Origin of the sequence: Streptomyces tirandamycinicus (genome assembly GCF_003097515.1) — a bacterium.
Lineage (GTDB): Bacteria > Actinomycetota > Actinomycetes > Streptomycetales > Streptomycetaceae > Streptomyces > Streptomyces tirandamycinicus.
Genome location: NZ_CP029188.1, coordinates 7,065,242 through 7,080,760 on the forward strand (window position 1 = coordinate 7,065,242; position 15,519 = coordinate 7,080,760).

The following is a 15,519-nucleotide window of genomic DNA, read 5'->3' on the forward strand; positions in this document are numbered from 1 at the left end:
GCGGGGGCTTGCGTCCCGGGCTCACTCGGCGGCCGAGTCGTCATCGTCCTGGTCGTCGTTGGCTTCGGGGTACTGAAGGGCGTGGAGCGTCTCGGCGAGGCGGGTGGCGAGGTCGGCGGCGGGGCCGGTGTTCTCGATGCTGACGGGCCCGCCGGCCGCGCCCGTGAGCTCCACCTCCAGGTGGTCCTCCTTGCCGTACTGCTTGCGGTGCTGCCGCTCCAGGTACCAGGCGGCTGCACGCCAGTCCGGGGGCGTCGTGATGGTCTCCTCCAGCACCTTGCCGGAGTGCGGGTCGAACTTGCGGTGGGTGGTGACGATGCCGCCGCGGCTGGCGCGGCGGATGTCGAGGGCGGCTGCCAGGGCGGCAGCGGCACGGGCCCGCTCGACCTTCTCGAAGAACTCCACGAACACGTCGAGTTCGGGGTCCGGGTCTTTCCCGGCAGCCCGGTCTACCTGCTCGGTGCGGCCATAGGCCATCCAGCGCAGGAACGTGGCGCGGCTGATGCCCGCGGTGACGGCCGCCAGGTCCACGGCCAGGCCGGCGCGGCTCGCCTCGATGAGGCGTGCCTCCACGTCCGGCGTGAGCAGCCGGGCGCGCGCCGGGGCGGCGGAGCGACGGTGTTTGCGGCGGGCCATGGCGGGGACCGTAGATCGGCTTCCGGACTACCGTCCCGGGCTGAACAGATGACCACAGGCCGGGCAGCACACCGCGCCTGTGCGTTCGTTGTCGCCGCTGTCGGCGTACCCGTCGTCCGGGAAGTCGTCGCCGAGCTGCGGCTCCTTCTCGGGGGCGTCGCTGCCGTCGGGGCCCTGCGGAAGGCCCTCGGGATCGACCTGGCGCAGCAGCTCCTCCATCTCGTCGTCGGAGATGCACAGCGAGTCGAACAGGTCGGCGTCGGACGTGGCCAGGTCTTCAAGGATCTCGGCGAGAGCGCCCGGGTCCCATCCGCCGGCGGCGCTGAGCCGGTTGAGGAGGATCAGCACGGCATGGGCCTGGCGGTCGCTGGTCGAGGACCAGCCGCGGGTCACGGGGACCAGCCATCCGCCGTCGTCGTCCAGGAGCAGCCCGTCCGGAACGGGTTCGCCGCGGACCTGCATCTCGATCAGGGACGCGCGGCGGCCGTGTCCGGCGATGACCAGGTTGGTGCGCTCGTCCACGACGGGGGTGTCGATGAATCCGTGGTCCTTGATGGACTGGATGATCCGCTCGATCTCGTGCTTCTTCGGGTTGGCCGGGTCCGGTGGGAGGTCGGTGAGCGGGATGTAGCTGATGTAGCGGGGGGCGGCGAGTCCGGACACGGCTGCTCCTGTCGCGCAGCTGGGCCGGAGTGAGGAGCGGCCGTTGGTCAGCGAGCCCGCGGACTCGTACCGCGGCGCCCCGGCTCGCTACCGGGACATGCCGTCATGGCCGGACCGTTCGGCCGCTCCTCGGCCGGCGTCGCCCCACGTGTCCGGACGGGGCTGTGCCGGGGTCCGGCTGGGGAGTTCGGCGGGTGCGCGTTCCGCCGGCCCCCTGCTGGACCAGGCACAAGACAGTCATCGAGCAGTCGTTTGCGTCCTCTTGTCCATCTCGCCACCGGGGTGGACGTGGTGTACAGTTCCGAACCGTGGCTGCACGAGCGAGCAGCTGCACCCGGTCTGGTGTAACGAATTCGGCCCTCACTCCGTCCATAGCGGCGGAAGGCCACCAGCAGCAGACCTTCAACGCTCCAAAGCCGGTCACAGCCGGCAAACCAGAGAGGTACGCACGGATGCCCGAGAAGGACGACGCCCCGACCGTCGCTGTCGATCAGAGCGACCTGGCGCTGAGGGCAGCGGTGGCCTACCGCGTGAAGAAGAGGGTCGCAGCCATCTGCGACCCGGTGATCAACGCCAACGCCGACCAGATCAACGCCACCAAGGGCATGCGCAGCGTGGCGACGGAACTGCCGCTTCCCGACGGCGGCGTCATGCCGCTCGGCACCTTCACCCGCTCCATGGCGAAGGCGAAGTTCTCCGTCACGGACCCGAAGAAGGTGCTCGAGTACGCCGACGAGCAGGGCGAAACCGAGTACGTGATCCGCCCCTCCTTCGAGAAGGCGCTGCTCGCCCGCGTAGTCCTCGACCCGAAGACCAGCGAGGTCATCGACTCGGTGACCGGCGAGATTGTCGAGGGCATCAGCTACATCCCGGGCGGCCTGACGGACACCGTCGGCCCGAAGTGGAGCGACGCAGGGGTCGAGGCCCTGGACGCCCTGCTCGGCTTCGTGGACGCGGCACTGGAGAAGCTGCCCGAACTGACGGCGGCCGACTTCTCCCTCCCGGTGCTGGAGGCAGGCCAGTGAGCACTCCCACCTTCATGCTCGAAGCACCGTGCTCGCGCATCGACCCCGAGATCATGTTCCCGAATCCGCGGGACGCCAAGGGGATCAAGCTCGCCAAGTCCACGTGCGGACGGTGCCCCTTCACGGCCCAGTGCCTGGAGCGGTCGCTCGATCCGGCCACCCGCTGCGACTCCGGAGTCTTCGGCGGCCTCACCGAGGACGAGCGCAAGAAGCTGATCAGGACCAGGAAACTCGGCCGGGCCGTGCCCATCAACTACGGGCCCATACCGCCCAAGTCGAGGCGCATGAAGGTCGCCGCCGCAGCTTGATCGCCCGCACGCTCTGCCCGCCCCCGCCTTGCGCGCGGGGGCTCAGGCACCTCTCGCAAGGAACCCTCGTGATCTCCAGCGATACCCGCCTGGCGCTGATCGACCGGGCCACCGATCTCCTCGGCGACCCCGGGCTCAGCCCGGCAACGCTCACCGCCTTCGTGCGGAACCTGCGGCGCCGCGATCTCGACGTGTGCGACTGGCACCGCTGCGACGACTTCGCCACGGCCGCCGGCCTCACCCACCACCAGGCGCGCACCGCGCTCGGGCAGCTCGTCCGCACCGGGCTGATGGAGCGCGACGTCGTCCCGCACCGCATCGGCCGCCAGGACGCCCGCTACACCGTCTACCGCCTGTCCCACACCACGCCGGAAGGGGTGACGCAGTGACCGCTCACGACCCCGCTGACCTGGAAGAGCAGGTAGAGGCCACGCTGGGCCGCAAGGCTCCATACTCGCGGATTCCCGACTGGGTGACGCTGCACCCCGACGTCGAACCGCAGGCCATCGCGCTGTACTGCGTGCTGGCCGCGCACGTGAACATCTCCCGTTCCGACAGTCTGGTGTGGCCGACACGGCTGGCCATGGCGGAGATGCTCGGCTACACCCGCCCGCAGTCGGTGGACAAGTACATCAAGCAGCTCGAAGCCATCGGCGCGATCGACACCGAGGACTTCTCCCGGCCCAACGGCGCCAAGGGGAAGCGGTACACCGTCCACGAGACTCCGCCGGACGACTTCGACGGCGTTCACACGTTGTCCGCCTGGTACAAGCGGCGCCGCGAAGGCCTCGCCGCAGCCGGGCCTGCCCCGAAGCCGGGCCGCCCCCGCAAGAAGACGCCGGCCAAGGCGGATCAGGTTGCCGAGGCGCCGAAGCCTGCGGCGAAGAAGGCAGCCGCCCCGAAGCCTGCGGCGAAGGAGAAGACGCCCGAGGAGCTCGCTCTCGATGAGCAGGCCCGGAACGGCGCCGACAGGTGGTGGGAGCAGGCGGGCGAGCTGGTCACGAAGAAGAAGATGGGTCCCCTCATGGGGACCCCGAAGCAGAAGAGCGGCTACTACCTGAACGTGCGCACCCGCATCCGGGAGGCCCTGGCAGCGGGCTACGACTCGCGCGTCATCTGGCAGGCCCTGCACGACATCGGTGAGTGGTCGCCCGCGAAGCGGGAGCTGGACCGGGCCCTGCGGCGCCTGTCCGGTGTCCGCCCGTCGCGTGCGAACAGCCACGGCCGGGCCCCCATCTTCACCAACGACCAGTGGCAGCAGAACCAGCCCGAGCAGGACGCTACGCCCGCGGTGCCTGCCGCCCCGGACCTGGCGGTGTTCGGTGTCCAGTCCGATGGTGTCTGACCAGCCGACCGACGAGAGGAGGACCGACGACATGTCGATCGCTCTGCCTGCCCCCGCCCCTCCCGAGAGCCGCGAGCCGGTGCCCGCCGCCAGCCCGGTGGCCGCCGTCAGGGAGATCCTGCTGCGCCGTGGGCTCGACCCCAGCAAGGCAGCGCTCACGGAAGACCGGCCGGACAGCACCGAGGACTACCAGCGGCAGGTGTACCGGCAGGCGTGGGTGAACTCCCTCGCCCTCTCCGGCCACGCGGAGTACGCGCGCTACACGCTCGACTCGCTGGACGAGGCACAGTTCCCCCAGCATCTGCGGGAGTACGTCGGTCAGCTTTCGGCCGCACGCCGCCACAACCGCGAGCAGGCCAAGCTCGACCCCGAGGACCGGCGGATACTGCGGCCGAACATCCTCAACCTCATCGCGGCCGGTGGTGTCGGCGCGGGCAAGACAGTCGCCGCGGCGGCGGCCGGCGCGTTCGCCGTCGAGTGCGGCCTGATGGCGCGCTTCGTGTCCCACTCCATGTACCTGTCGTGGCTCCAGCCGGACAACGCCCCGGCGGGGCTGACCAAGGTTCAGGTGCGGGAGCGCTACGAGCGGTGCGATCTGCTGATCGTGGACGACCTGTGCAACGAGATGGACCAGTACGCCACGAACCACGTACGCACCAACACCTCGGACCTGATCACGTCCCGGATCAACTCCGGCCGCGCGACGCTGTTCACGACCAACCTCAACTTCGACCAGGTCGCCGAAGTCCTCGGCGAGCGGCTGGCGTCCCGCGTCGGCAACCGTGCGACGGTGCTGAAGATGATGGGAGATGACCGGCGAAAGCCGCAAAGGTGGTAGCAGTGGCGAGGCTTTGACGGCATAACGACAAAGTGACACGGTCGAGAGGCTGAGGGTGATCTAGGCTGTCCGGGACCGGGCGCTCACGAGCAAGAGCGCACCAGGGCAACGCTCCAGGAGGACAGCAACGTGGCCCGATCCCTCTCGACCGCGCGCCTTGCCACCATGTCCGAGGCGGAGATTCGATCCGCTGAACGCACCCTGAAGAACGGGACCTGGGCAATCACTGCCGGGGCCTTGCTCTTCAGCGTGCTCACCGTCACCCCGCTCGTCCGATCGGTCAGCCCGGCTGGCTGGGAATGGACCGCGCCCATCCTGCCGCTCGTCGTGGACGCCGCGGTGATCATCGTCGTGAAGCTCGACTCGGTGGTCTCCAGGCTCGGTAGCACCGGCGGCGCCTGGCCGGCGCTGCTGCGGTGGATGACCGGCATGATGACGCTCGCTCTCAACGTCGGCCACAGCGCCCTGCACGGCGACTGGGTCGGTGTGGCCGTGCACTCCGTCGCGCCGCTCTTGCTGATCGTCACCGCGGAGGCGGGCCTTGCCTACCGGCGCGCGATCAGCTCCGCTTTGGACCGCATCGCCGCCGAGGAAGCCGCCGCCGAAGCGCGGAGGCAGACCGAGCGCGAGGCGAAGGAGCAGCGCCTGCGTGAGGAGCGGGAGCGCGAGCGCGCGGCGCGGGAACAGGCTGCTCGGGAAGAGCGCGAGCACGCGGAGCAGATCGAGCGTGAGCGCCAGGAGCGCGAGGACGCCCGCCTGCGCGCCGAGCGCGAGCACGCCCTGACCGTCGAGCGGGAGCGGGCGGAGCGCGAAGCGCAGCAGGAGAAGGAGCGCGCTGAGCGAGAAGAGCGCATCGAGCGCCAGCGTGCCGAGCGGGCAGCGGCCGAGCGCCGCCACCAGGAGGAGCGCGAGCGCAAGGAGCGCATCGAGCGGGAGCGCCAGGACCGCGCGGAGCGCCAGCGCCGGGAACAGGAGCTCGCGGCGCAGACCTCCGCAGCGGCCGCGGCTCCCGCTCCCGCCCGGCAGCCGGTGAGCGCGAAGGCCCACACGCGGCCGCCCCGTGTGGTGCAGCCCGTCGTCATGGAGAACGAGTTCGCCGGCATGACGCAAGCCGAGGCGGAGGCGGCGCTGTTCGAGCTGTACCGCGCTGCCCGTGACGCGAGCACGTACCCGGAGTGGGAGCAGGACCCGCTGGCCCAGCCGGGCGGGGAGTTCTGCGGCAGCCGGCTCGGGGTTCGGCTGGGCCGTTCGGACGCGTCGGGCCGCGCGAAGGTCAAGCCCAAGTTCGAGCGGTGGTACGCGGAGCACCTTGAGAAGAAGGCCGAAGAGCGGGAGCTCGTCGGCGTGGGCTGACCCCACATGCATTCCGTGACGGCGGGCGCCTCATATCCTCGGGGCGCCCGCCGTCGTCGTTCCGGCTCATCGAATGGACCTTTCTCATGGACCGCTCCCAGCAGGCAGCCGAGGCGCGGCTGATTGCGGCCGCGCATGCGCGTGAGGCCTCTGACTTCGCCCGGGCGATCGTCGGTTCCACATCCGGTGCGGACACCGCGGCGGAGCGCATCCGTGCCGGGCGCCGGCTGAGGCTGTTGAGCCTGCAAGTGCTCCAGTGGACTGTTCGGGCGGAGATCCTGCGCGGCACCCCGTGGCCGGAGCTGGCGGCGGCCCTCGGTCGCGACGAGGAGTCGCTGAGGGCCGAGTACGAGGCGGGCACGTTGCAGTGGGCCGATCGGTTGGCCGACGACGCGGCGGCCGCCGAGCAGAGCGTCGAGGCCGCGCGCGCCCTGGATGCCTGGTACCGGACGCACGCCGAGGAGCTGATCGACCCGGCCGAAGACGCCCCGGTATCAGGGCTTTTCACGCCCCCAAACGGCTGACCTGGGTGGTAAACTGACCACCATGTCCAAGAGGGGATCTTAGGCCCCTCCGCAGCGCATCATGCCCCGGTACGAGCAAGCCGTGGGCATCAACGCTCCGCATCAACCAGAAAGGCACCGCCGTGGCCGGACGCGTCGCACCCGAGCGCCAACGAACCAGTCTCAAGCCGAACGGCCTCCCGTCATGGCCCATGCTTCTGCTTGCGGGGACGGAGAAGTCCGGCAAGTCCTATGAGGCCGCCGCGTTCTCGGGGAGCGACCTGATCGGCCGGACGTTCTGGATCGAGATTGGCGAAGGCGAGGGACACCACTACGGTGCCGTGCCCGGGGCCCGCTACGAACTCGTGCCCCACGACGGCAGCCTCCGCGACATTCTCGACGCCGTCCGATGGGCTGTCTGGCAGCCGCGGGGCGAGGACGGCAAGCCGAACGCCATCGTGCTCGACTCGGTGAGCGTCCTGTGGGAACTCCTCGGTGACGAGCAAGCTGTGATCTCCCGCCGGCGGGCTGCGGAACGCGCCGCCCGGCAGAAGCAGCCGGCCCCGACCGATCCCACCGACTACACCATCACCACCGACCAGTGGAACGTGGCCAAGAAGCGCTGGGGACTGGTTATCGACGCCCTGCGCCACCACGACGGCCCCGTCATCCTCTGCGCCCGTATGGACGAGGTCACGCTGTTCGATGCCGCTGGCCAGCCGACCAAGGACCGCACATGGAAGATCCAGGCGGAGAAGAAGCTGCCCTTCGAGGTCACCGGGACGCTCCAGCTTCGCGGGTACCGACGGGCATTCCTCACAGGGATGCGCAGCCTCACTCTGAACATCACCCCGGACAAGACGGTGCCCTACCCGGGATTCTCTCTCGACAAGCTGATGCGCGACCTCGGGCTGCACGAGTTGGAGGCCGCGCCGCGTACGTACGTCGCGCCCCAACCGGAGGCGTACGTGGAGGAGCACGACTCGGAACTGGCCCGACTGGCGGATCGGAACAACCGCTCACGCGAAGCACGGCAGAACGCGGCTCAAGGACAGCTTCCGGACCCGGAGGCGGTCTCGCGCGCCATCCGGGCGGCGTTCGAGTCGCGCAGCGACAAGCGGCGGGAGCTGGTCAAGGTGCGTGCCCACTACGGCGCCAGTGTTCTGGCTCAGGTGGTGGTGAGCACGCCGTGGGGTGAGATGGACGCCAACGCGGCGATCGACACGGCGCTCCTCAACATCGAGCCCGCCACGCCGGGCGAGCAGGCTGGCCGTCCCCAGCCCTCCGGCCCGGCCCCGGCTGCCCTGCCACTGGACGCGGACGAGATCGAGCGGCGGCTCGCCGAGGCGCTGTCAGCGCCCGACGCTGAGCAGCGTCTCCACACGATGCGCGAGGAGTACGGAGCCGCGCCGCTCGCGCAGACCGTCGTACAGACGGAGTGGGGAACGGTCGACGCGAACAGCGCGATCACCATGGCGCTCATGAGCGGGAACGAACGACAGTCGGCCGGTAGTGCACCCGCCCCGGCCCCCGAGCCCGCACCGCAGCAGAGCCCGCCCGTCGAGCCGCCCGCCCCGCCAGCTCCTCGAACCGCCCCGCGCCGCGCAAGCATGACCGCCGAGGAACGCGCGCGGGCCAACATGATCGCCGAGCTGGAGTTGCAGGCGCAGATGCTCGGGATGAACACCACGGAGTTCGTCGCCGACCTTCTCCCAGCGGGAGCCACCAGCGTCGAGGACATCAGGGGCGGCAGCCGCCTCCAGGACCACATCCGGGGCCACCGAGCCCAGGTTCTCGCGGCGTTCACCAAGCGGGGGATGGCGCAGGCGGCGGCCGAGTACGCGAAGTTCGGCGACCGTGTTCCGGCGAGGAACATCAACCAGTTCATCACTGGCGTGCTTCAGGGGAAGTGATGGCGTGACGTGCCGATCTCCGGGGCACTGCGACGTGCTCCGGAGATCAGCCAGGGTGGCCCGCTCGTTGCGTCACGTCACGTCACGTCCTCTCCATCGGCCTCCGCGCCTGGCGGGTGCACCGATCCGAACGGGCGGGGTACGGGGTACGGCCCTGGGGCGGGGTACGGGGTACGGCTCGGCGAGCGGTACGGCTCGGCGAGGGGTACGGGGTACGCCGGGCGCCTCTCGGGGGTACGGGTACGGCTCGGGTACGGGTACGGGCGGCGCGGAGGTACGGGTACGGCTGAAGGGGTACGCCCCCTTCAGCCCTCCGCGCGCGAATGCGGCGCAAGGTGTTCCCCCGGGGAACAGCGCCACCCCTGCAGAACGAGGGTGCGGCTCCCGTCACACCCCGACCACCCACGGTACGGGCCGGGTGCACCCCATCTGACCTGCGTATATGACCGTACCTTGTGGGAGGCTCTCCGTACCCGTACCCGTACCTGAAGGTGGCGGCGTACCCGTACCCGAACGCCGTACCCGTACCTCGGCTTACCCGTACCGCGTACCTGCGTACCCCTGCGCCCGGCGGCCGTACCCCGTCCCCGGCGGAGACCCCGGGGGACGGGGAAGGAACGCCGTACCCCCGTACCCAGAGGCGCGGGGGTACGGGGTACGGGGGTACGGGGTACGCGCATGGAACGAGGGCGCACCCGCATGGGGTACGCCCTCGAAGCGAACGACTCGACCTACTGGCCAGCCGCGTCGCGCTGCCTCTTGCGTTCGGCCGTTCGCTCCGCGGCCCGCGCCCGGTCGGCCTCTTCCTCCGCGCGCACCAGCTCCAGGAACCGCTCGGGGTACTCGTCGGCGAGACGGCGACGCGCTCGAGAACGGGGACTGGGCTCCGGCATCAGGTGGCCCCGGCGCGCCACCATTCCCGCCTGCACCCGGAACAGGATCTCCGCTTCGTGTTCCGCCCTGGCCCGGACCTGAGCCAGGCGGCGGCGATGTGCGTTGTTGGACTCACCGGGAACGGCGGGCAGGTACTTCTCCGGCTCCCGCACGATGTCCGGAATCAGGCGCCGGGCCTTGCGGACGAGCTCGGGCGAGCGGATCGCGTACGCCACGACCTGGTCGCGGTCGTCGTTGTCCGTTGCGATGAAGGCAGCAAGCTCCGCGGCGAACTCTCGGTTGGTCAGAGCGCTGAGGGCCTTGATCTGCTCGGTGACTGCAACCAGGTCAGGTTCTGTCCATCGACTCTGGCGGGAGCCCCGGCCGTCAGGCGCGTCTTGCTGCGGTGCCGCCATCCCGGCTGGCCCTCCTGGGATCGATCATGGTCGGCCGAAGCCGACAGCGGTATAGGGGAAGGTGGCCGCCCTGCGCCCGATCTCCCCGCGAGCCGGATCATCCCGGATAGCGGCCAGTACCCGACCCTGGGCCCCCGGAGGGGCGCAGTTTGCTTGGCGCTTCCCTGCGGTCAACGCTCCGGGCCCAACCAGTAGGACAGCCCCGAAAGCCGCAAGGTCGCTTCCTGCGACGGCGAGATCGGCGGCACGGCGGCCACCTTATGCGGATGATACCCGCGTGACCCGGCAGGGCCTGTATCCAGCAGCTCTATCCGGCCGCTGAGCCGGCTTTCGGACTGGTGGCGGACTCGATGGCCGGGGCGATTCTGGTGGGCTTCCAGATCAGGTCATAGGTGCTCTGGGACGCGGCGAGGACGGTGGCGATGGTTCCGAGGGTCGGGAGTCCGTGCTGGAACTGATCCAGCCCGCCCACGGAGGCGACCGTGACAACGCCGGCGGCCAGCGCCATGGCGACCGCGACGATCTGCTTCGCCCGCACGGACCACTGAGGCCGCTGCACGATGGCGGTGAGGAGCGGCAGGAGCGTGCCGACGGCGGAGCCTGCGGCGACGGAGTTGAGCGTGAGCGAGGACATAGGACGTCTCCCGTCTGTCGGTGATGAGTAGGCGGGACTGTGCTGCCCGGCCGCCGCTTGCGTCCCGGGCGGCGACGGCGGCCGGGGTCACCGGTCGAGGCTGGCGATGTCGGCCGCGATCTCCTCGGGCGGCTCCGGCGCGGAGCGGCCGAGGGCCTTCACCACCAGGCCGCGAAGGTCGCGGATGTAGTCCAGCGCGGCAGCCTTCCAGCGGCGATCCTTGCGCTGCTCTTCCTGGAGCTCGCGGACTTCGCGGGTGAGCTCCAGCTGCCCGGCCTCCAGCATCGCCACCCGTTGGACGGTCTGGGCATGCATGGTGCGTTCCTGGTCCAGGAGGACGCGCTGCTGATCGAGCATCCCGCGCTGCTGGTCGAGGAGCGAGGAGAACCCCGCCGTGACCGTCTTCATCGCCTCGACGTACGTCTGGCCCTCTGCGGCTTCGGCGGCGGCCTTGGCCTGTACGGCGGCCACATTCTCGTCGGCGTCGCCCCTCCGCTTGACCTGCCGGTAGCTGAAGAAGGCGCCAACGATGACGCCGAGCGAGCCGAAAATGGGGGCAACGATGGGCGCCGCGGAAGTGAGCCAGTCCATGGCGCCTCCTCGTGGATGGATCGGTCAGTGAGGGTGCGCGGGAGCCGCGGGCGCTGACTGGCACCCGCGGCTCCCCGCAGGCCGAACGGTGCAGGGCCGCCGGCCTAACGTCGCGGCCTCGTCTCTATCAGGGCTCCGACGAGTACGGCGGGGCGCCGTTGTATCCGGCGAGGACGTTCCACGCCGCGCTCACCGCGGTGACGATCTGCTCGTCGGTGAGCGCGGCCTGGGCGCTGTCCGGGTCGCCTTCGATCGCGCCGGCCGCGGCCGCGGTGGAGATAGTCGGGTCGGCGGCGATGACGGAGGCGTTGCCGGGGCTGGTGAAGTCGCCGGGGGTGAGCACCGTGCGGGCGAAGCCGACGCGGAGCGGGTTGCCGGGGGTGGCGGGGTCCTCGTTCAGGACGTCGCGGGCGACCCGGATGAGGGCCATGCGGACGCGGGAGCCGAACTTGGGGTTGCAGAGAAGGTCGTGCTCGGCGAGCAGGGTGGAGAGGGGCACCGGGTTCCTCCTGTTACTTGGTGTAGGTGACGCGGAGCAGTGGGGGGTAGGTCTCCCCGACGCCGCGGGCGGAGCCGTAGTACGTCGAGGAAGTCGAGTTGGGGTCCAGGGCGATGCCGCGCCACGTCGTGGAGTCGAACACGCTGGTGATATTGACCCATTTGCCCTCATTGCGTTTCCAGGCGACGGACATGGACTCGGCGTCGGAGGAGAACGTCGACGGGCGGGATGCGTGCTTGTGGGCCTTGATGACGGCCGTGCCGCCGGCGTTGGCGTACCAGTGGTCGAAGTAGAGGTAGACCTCCGCCTTGTTGATCACGGCCCCGGACAGGTCGGTCGCCAGCTGGGGGTGGAAGCCGACGAGGGACGCCTGCACGCCGTTGGTCGACGACACGTAGCCGCACATCATCTGGTTGCCGTAGTAGCTGTTGTAGGACCCGCGGTTGGCGTACGAGCCGGACCAGGACGCGGCGTAGGTCTTGGTGACCGTCGTCTTCGGCGGGGTGGACGAGCCGCCGCCGGTGTTGAACACGCCGGTGTCCGGGACGGCCGGGCCGGTGTCCTCGATGTAGAACAGGCCGGGCCACCCCGTACTGCCCTTGAGGGCCACGTTCTGCCCTGCGGGGCCGCCGCTGCAGCGGAAGGTCGACAGCAGGCGGTGGAGCCCGGCACCGAACTGGGCGCCGGACTTGATCAGCTCCATGCGGACTCGGCGGAGACCGTCCGTCGTCATCGGGTAGATGCCGGACTGGATCTGCGGGGAGCCGATGCTGGGGGCGGACGCACCGCCGTCCTTGAACACCAGCACCAGCTCGCCGCCGGCCACGGACGGGTCGGCGTAGACGTCCAGGACGACGCGGTACATGCGGCTCGCGTCGGCCTCGAAGGCGAGCTCGACGTATCCGAAGTCGGTCGTGCCCGCGGTGACCGTCCCGGACTGCTGGCTCTGGGCGATGATCCCGCGGGCGCCGTTGGCGAGGAGGCCGTCGATGGGGTCGCCGCCCACGGTGAAGCTGCCGGCGACGGCCAGGTCGCCGAAACCCGCGTTGCCGTGCTGGTCGATCGTGGCCACGGGGAGGCCGTCGGTGGACATGGTGAGGTAGTTGGGGCGGCCGGTCACCAGGGCCACGGCCTCCTGGCCGTCGCCGTCGAACAGCGTCAGCCCCATCGGGGACAGCTCCGCGCGGCCGCCGGCGATTCCGGAGGCGAGGACGGGCCGTGCTTCGACGTTGTCGTACGCCACGGTGCCGGCGGTGGAGTCCACGGTGGACAGGGCGACGCGGACGCGGACGGTGTTCGGCGGGGCGGCCTCGGTGGGGACGCCGGCGACGCGCTGCCAGGAGCCGAGGACCACGTTCCCCGCTCCGGGGGTCACGGTGCTGAAGCCGAGGGTGTTTCCCGCCGCGTCCTCCCAGCGGGCGTAGATGCTGACCCGCACCCCCAGCCAGTCGGTGGACGCGAGGTAGTCCATGGCCAGGAACATCTTCTGCCCGGGGGTGGCGGGTGCGAGGGCGAGGGTGTGGGTGCGGGTGACGGCGGCCGCGGCCGTGGCGTTCACCTGAACCCCGCGGGGGGTGCCGTTGCCGGTGGCCAGGCTCCAATGCGTCTGTCCGACCAGGCGCTGGTCGGTGACGGCGCCCTCGAACGACGGGTCGGCGATGAGGTTGCCGTCGCTGCCGAGTGACAGCTTGTCCGCGCTGATCGACCCGGCCTTGATGTGGACGGCGTCGATCGCCCCCGCTTCGATCTTGGAGGCGGTGACGGAGTTGACGGCCAGCTTGTCCGCGGTCACCGAGAGGGCGGCGAGCTTGTCCGTGGTGATCGCGAGAGAGGCGATCTTCTCCGCGGTCACGGCCAGGGCGAGGAGCTTGTCGGTGGTGATGGCCCCGGCGAGGATCTTCGGGGCGGTGATCGCGCCGTCCGCGATCTGCACCCCCGGGACGACCGGGCGCAGCGCGGCGTTGTCGAACCAGGCGTCGCCCGCGGTGGTGTTGGCGTTCTGCAGGCGGATGCTCGCCCGGGTCGTCCCGGCCGGGGCGGTGACGGTGGCCGCGAACCGGGTCCACGCCTCCCGGATCGGGCTGGTGCCGGTGCCGGCGACGCCGTAGCCGAGGATGTTCCCGGCCGCGTCCTCCCAGCGGGCGTAGAGGTTGGCCGAGTTCCCCGCCCAGTCGGCCGAGAGGTAGTAGTCGCATGCCAGGTAGAGCTGGTCGCCTTCCAGGGCGGGGATCAGGGTGAGCGGGACGTCCCGGTAGACGGGGGTGGCCGAGCGGCCATCGATCTTCACGGAGGATGCGGAGCCGTTCCCGCGGGTCTTGTCCTGGGTGGCGTAGGACAGGCCGGAGACGAGGGTCGCGGTCAGGGCGCCCTCGAACGAGGGGTCGGGGAGGATGTTGGAGCCGCCGGTGACGGTCAGCTTGTCGGTGGTCACCGCGCCCGCGGCGATCTCCGCGGCGGTGACCGAGTTGGCCTGGAGCTCCCGGGCGCCGATCGTGTCCGCTGCGACCTTCCCCGCGATCACGGCATCCGTGGCGATGGCCCCGGCGGTGACCGAGCCGGTGACCAGGTTGGTCGAGTTGACGACACCGGTGCGCAGGGCCTCGATCGTGAAGACGTCGACCTCCATGACCGACGCCGTCGACTTGCCGAAGTTCAACCAGAGCACGGGCCGCAGGAAGCGCACGTTGGCGTGCGTGGTGCCGGGAAGGCGCGGGTCGGTCTGCGGGCCGGCGGGAGCGGTGGCGCCCTGCGCGGCGCGGCCCTGGAGGTAGCCGACGTACGTCTTCCAGCCGTCGGCGACGGTGAGGGTGCCGCCGTTGGTGCCGCAGTAGTAGTGCATCGAGTTCGACGCGAGGCCCGAGCGGTTGACCAGCGTGATGCCGTCGTCGGCGACGCCGACCGCGCCGACGTACAGGGTGGCCGGGCCGCTGGGGTCCTGCGCGGTGGCCCGGACCCGGGCCATGACCCGGTACAGGGTGTCGGTGTCCTGCGCGGCGAGCGCCTTCCCGGCGAGCTGCACGTCCCCGGTGGCGGTGAGCAGCCCGCCGCCGGACGGGGTGCCGGTGGCCGCGGGGTCGATGACCCACGTGCCGCCGCCGGACGCGGCGAGCTGCTGCCAGCTCGCCGGGTCGCGGAAAATGTCGACGTACCGCTGGGTCGCGGAGTCGCCCAGCGGGCCGCCGAGGGCGTTGAGGGTGACCGCCCCTTGGGCGAGCGCGGCCTGGGTGACGCTGTTCTTGGCGAGCTTGTCGGCGAGGACCGCGCCGTCGGCCAGGGCCGCGGAGTTCACCGCGGCAAGGGCGATCTTCGCGGCGGTCACGGCGCTCGCGGCGAGCTTGGTCTCGGTGACGATGCCGTCGACCAGGTCCTGCTCGACAGCCTGCCGCGGGGTGCCTTCCGTCGCGGCCGAGGGCGGGCCGGTGATGGCGGCGGTGTTCGCGCCGACCAGGCGGACGTACACCGTGGCGTAGCCCTCGATGGCGACGGTGACGGTGCCGCCGAGCGGGGCGGTGATCGTGGCGACGAGGGTGGACACGTCGGGCGTGAAGTCGGCGGCCGGCCCGACGTGGACCTGGATCAGGGAGAAGTCGGTGGGGGTGGTGTACGAGTCGTCCCACAGTCCGTCCCAGCCGATGAGGAGTCCGGCGAGAACAGGCTCGACCGTGGGCGCGGTCGGCGTGGGCGGTGCGGGGGTGTTGACGGGGACCAGGGCGACACCGCCGTCGGGCTGGACACCCACGGAGCCCTTGAGCTGCCCCTCGGCGTCGTAAATGTCCATCGCGCCGCCCTCGATGGACGTGTACGGCGCCTGCGTCTCGCGCTCCAGCGCCTGCAGGCGCCGGTCGTAGTCGTGCAGGAGCTGCGCGATTCTCCGGGCTTCGCGCTGGTCGTCGAGGAATGTCGCCATGGCCGCGGATGCTGC

Annotated in this window: 15 protein-coding genes; 8 read left to right on the forward strand and 7 right to left on the reverse strand. The window is 70.7% G+C overall.

Annotated elements, in window-relative coordinates:
- Positions 1–21: 21 nt before the first annotated feature.
- Both DDW44_RS30600 and DDW44_RS30605 read right to left on the reverse strand, forming a co-directional pair.
- Complete coding sequence (locus DDW44_RS30600) at positions 22–636, reverse strand: hypothetical protein (protein WP_108908537.1); 615 nt, start codon at positions 634–636, stop codon at positions 22–24.
- A gap of 27 nt (positions 637–663) precedes the next feature.
- Positions 664–1,299 (reverse strand): ParB N-terminal domain-containing protein, encoded by a 636-nt coding sequence (locus DDW44_RS30605; RefSeq protein ID WP_108908538.1) that lies wholly within the window; start codon positions 1,297–1,299, stop codon positions 664–666.
- A 452-nt stretch (positions 1,300–1,751) separates the two neighbouring features.
- On the opposite strand from DDW44_RS30605, the gene DDW44_RS32285 reads away from it, so the two are divergent.
- From DDW44_RS32285 to DDW44_RS30640, 8 genes are all read left to right on the forward strand, one after another.
- Complete coding sequence (locus DDW44_RS32285) at positions 1,752–2,324, forward strand: class I SAM-dependent methyltransferase (protein WP_167455552.1); 573 nt, start codon at positions 1,752–1,754, stop codon at positions 2,322–2,324.
- Positions 2,321–2,632: a WhiB family transcriptional regulator gene (locus DDW44_RS32290; protein ID WP_167455553.1), complete on the forward strand. Its 312-nt coding sequence runs from the start codon at positions 2,321–2,323 to the stop codon at positions 2,630–2,632. Before DDW44_RS32285 ends, DDW44_RS32290 begins: the two co-directional genes overlap by 4 nt.
- 68 nt (positions 2,633–2,700) lie before the next feature.
- A complete protein-coding gene (locus tag DDW44_RS30615; RefSeq protein ID WP_108908539.1) occupies positions 2,701–3,021 on the forward strand; it encodes a hypothetical protein in 321 nt (106 codons plus the stop codon).
- Positions 3,018–3,977 carry a hypothetical protein gene (locus DDW44_RS30620; RefSeq protein WP_108908540.1) on the forward strand — a complete coding sequence of 320 codons (960 nt, stop codon included), beginning with the start codon at positions 3,018–3,020 and terminating at the stop codon, positions 3,975–3,977. The genes DDW44_RS30615 and DDW44_RS30620 overlap by 4 nt, the downstream gene beginning before the upstream one ends.
- Positions 3,978–4,008: 31 nt before the next feature.
- Positions 4,009–4,815, forward strand: coding sequence for an ATP-binding protein (locus DDW44_RS30625; protein WP_167455554.1), 807 nt, complete (start codon positions 4,009–4,011; stop codon positions 4,813–4,815).
- A 165-nt stretch (positions 4,816–4,980) separates the two neighbouring features.
- Entirely contained in the window at positions 4,981–6,168 is a 1,188-nt protein-coding gene (locus tag DDW44_RS30630; protein ID WP_146207070.1) for a DUF2637 domain-containing protein, read from the forward strand.
- Positions 6,169–6,254: 86 nt separating this feature from the next.
- Positions 6,255–6,692, forward strand: a complete 438-nt coding sequence (locus DDW44_RS30635; RefSeq protein WP_108908543.1) for a hypothetical protein — start codon at positions 6,255–6,257, stop codon at positions 6,690–6,692.
- A 191-nt stretch (positions 6,693–6,883) separates the two neighbouring features.
- Complete coding sequence (locus DDW44_RS30640) at positions 6,884–8,584, forward strand: DEAD/DEAH box helicase family protein (RefSeq protein ID WP_108908544.1); 1,701 nt, start codon at positions 6,884–6,886, stop codon at positions 8,582–8,584.
- Between the two features lie 731 nt (positions 8,585–9,315).
- Here DDW44_RS30640 and DDW44_RS30645 read toward each other — a convergent pair.
- The 5 genes from DDW44_RS30645 to DDW44_RS30665 all read right to left on the reverse strand — a co-directional run bounded on the left by DDW44_RS30645 (position 9,316) and on the right by DDW44_RS30665 (position 15,504).
- Positions 9,316–9,873: a hypothetical protein gene (locus DDW44_RS30645; RefSeq protein WP_108908545.1), complete on the reverse strand. Its 558-nt coding sequence runs from the start codon at positions 9,871–9,873 to the stop codon at positions 9,316–9,318.
- 307 nt (positions 9,874–10,180) lie between these two features.
- Complete coding sequence (locus DDW44_RS30650) at positions 10,181–10,507, reverse strand: hypothetical protein (RefSeq protein ID WP_108908546.1); 327 nt, start codon at positions 10,505–10,507, stop codon at positions 10,181–10,183.
- 87 nt (positions 10,508–10,594) lie between these two features.
- Positions 10,595–11,098: a hypothetical protein gene (locus DDW44_RS30655; protein ID WP_108908547.1), complete on the reverse strand. Its 504-nt coding sequence runs from the start codon at positions 11,096–11,098 to the stop codon at positions 10,595–10,597.
- Between the two features lie 127 nt (positions 11,099–11,225).
- The gene (locus DDW44_RS30660; RefSeq protein ID WP_108908548.1) at positions 11,226–11,597 is read right to left on the reverse strand and encodes a hypothetical protein; all 372 of its coding nucleotides are present in this window, start codon (positions 11,595–11,597) and stop codon (positions 11,226–11,228) included.
- Positions 11,598–11,610: 13 nt separating this feature from the next.
- A complete protein-coding gene (locus tag DDW44_RS30665; RefSeq protein WP_108908549.1) occupies positions 11,611–15,504 on the reverse strand; it encodes a hypothetical protein in 3,894 nt (1,297 codons plus the stop codon).
- Positions 15,505–15,519 lie beyond the last annotated feature (15 nt).

Excerpts from the sequence above, each read along its gene's own strand:
- DDW44_RS30600 (WP_108908537.1), bottom strand. The coding sequence starts at position 636 with ATGGCCCGCCGCAAACACCGTCGCTCCGCCGCCCCGGCGCGCGCCCGG.
- DDW44_RS32285 (WP_167455552.1), top strand. The coding sequence starts at position 1,752 with ATGCCCGAGAAGGACGACGCCCCGACCGTCGCTGTCGATCAGAGCGAC.
- DDW44_RS30625 (WP_167455554.1), top strand. The coding sequence starts at position 4,009 with ATGTCGATCGCTCTGCCTGCCCCCGCCCCTCCCGAGAGCCGCGAGCCG.
- DDW44_RS30630 (WP_146207070.1), top strand. The coding sequence starts at position 4,981 with ATGTCCGAGGCGGAGATTCGATCCGCTGAACGCACCCTGAAGAACGGG.
- DDW44_RS30635 (WP_108908543.1), top strand. The coding sequence starts at position 6,255 with ATGGACCGCTCCCAGCAGGCAGCCGAGGCGCGGCTGATTGCGGCCGCG.
- DDW44_RS30640 (WP_108908544.1), top strand. The coding sequence starts at position 6,884 with ATGCTTCTGCTTGCGGGGACGGAGAAGTCCGGCAAGTCCTATGAGGCC.
- DDW44_RS30645 (WP_108908545.1), bottom strand. The coding sequence starts at position 9,873 with ATGGCGGCACCGCAGCAAGACGCGCCTGACGGCCGGGGCTCCCGCCAG.
- DDW44_RS30650 (WP_108908546.1), bottom strand. The coding sequence starts at position 10,507 with ATGTCCTCGCTCACGCTCAACTCCGTCGCCGCAGGCTCCGCCGTCGGC.
- DDW44_RS30655 (WP_108908547.1), bottom strand. The coding sequence starts at position 11,098 with ATGGACTGGCTCACTTCCGCGGCGCCCATCGTTGCCCCCATTTTCGGC.
- DDW44_RS30665 (WP_108908549.1), bottom strand. The coding sequence starts at position 15,504 with ATGGCGACATTCCTCGACGACCAGCGCGAAGCCCGGAGAATCGCGCAG.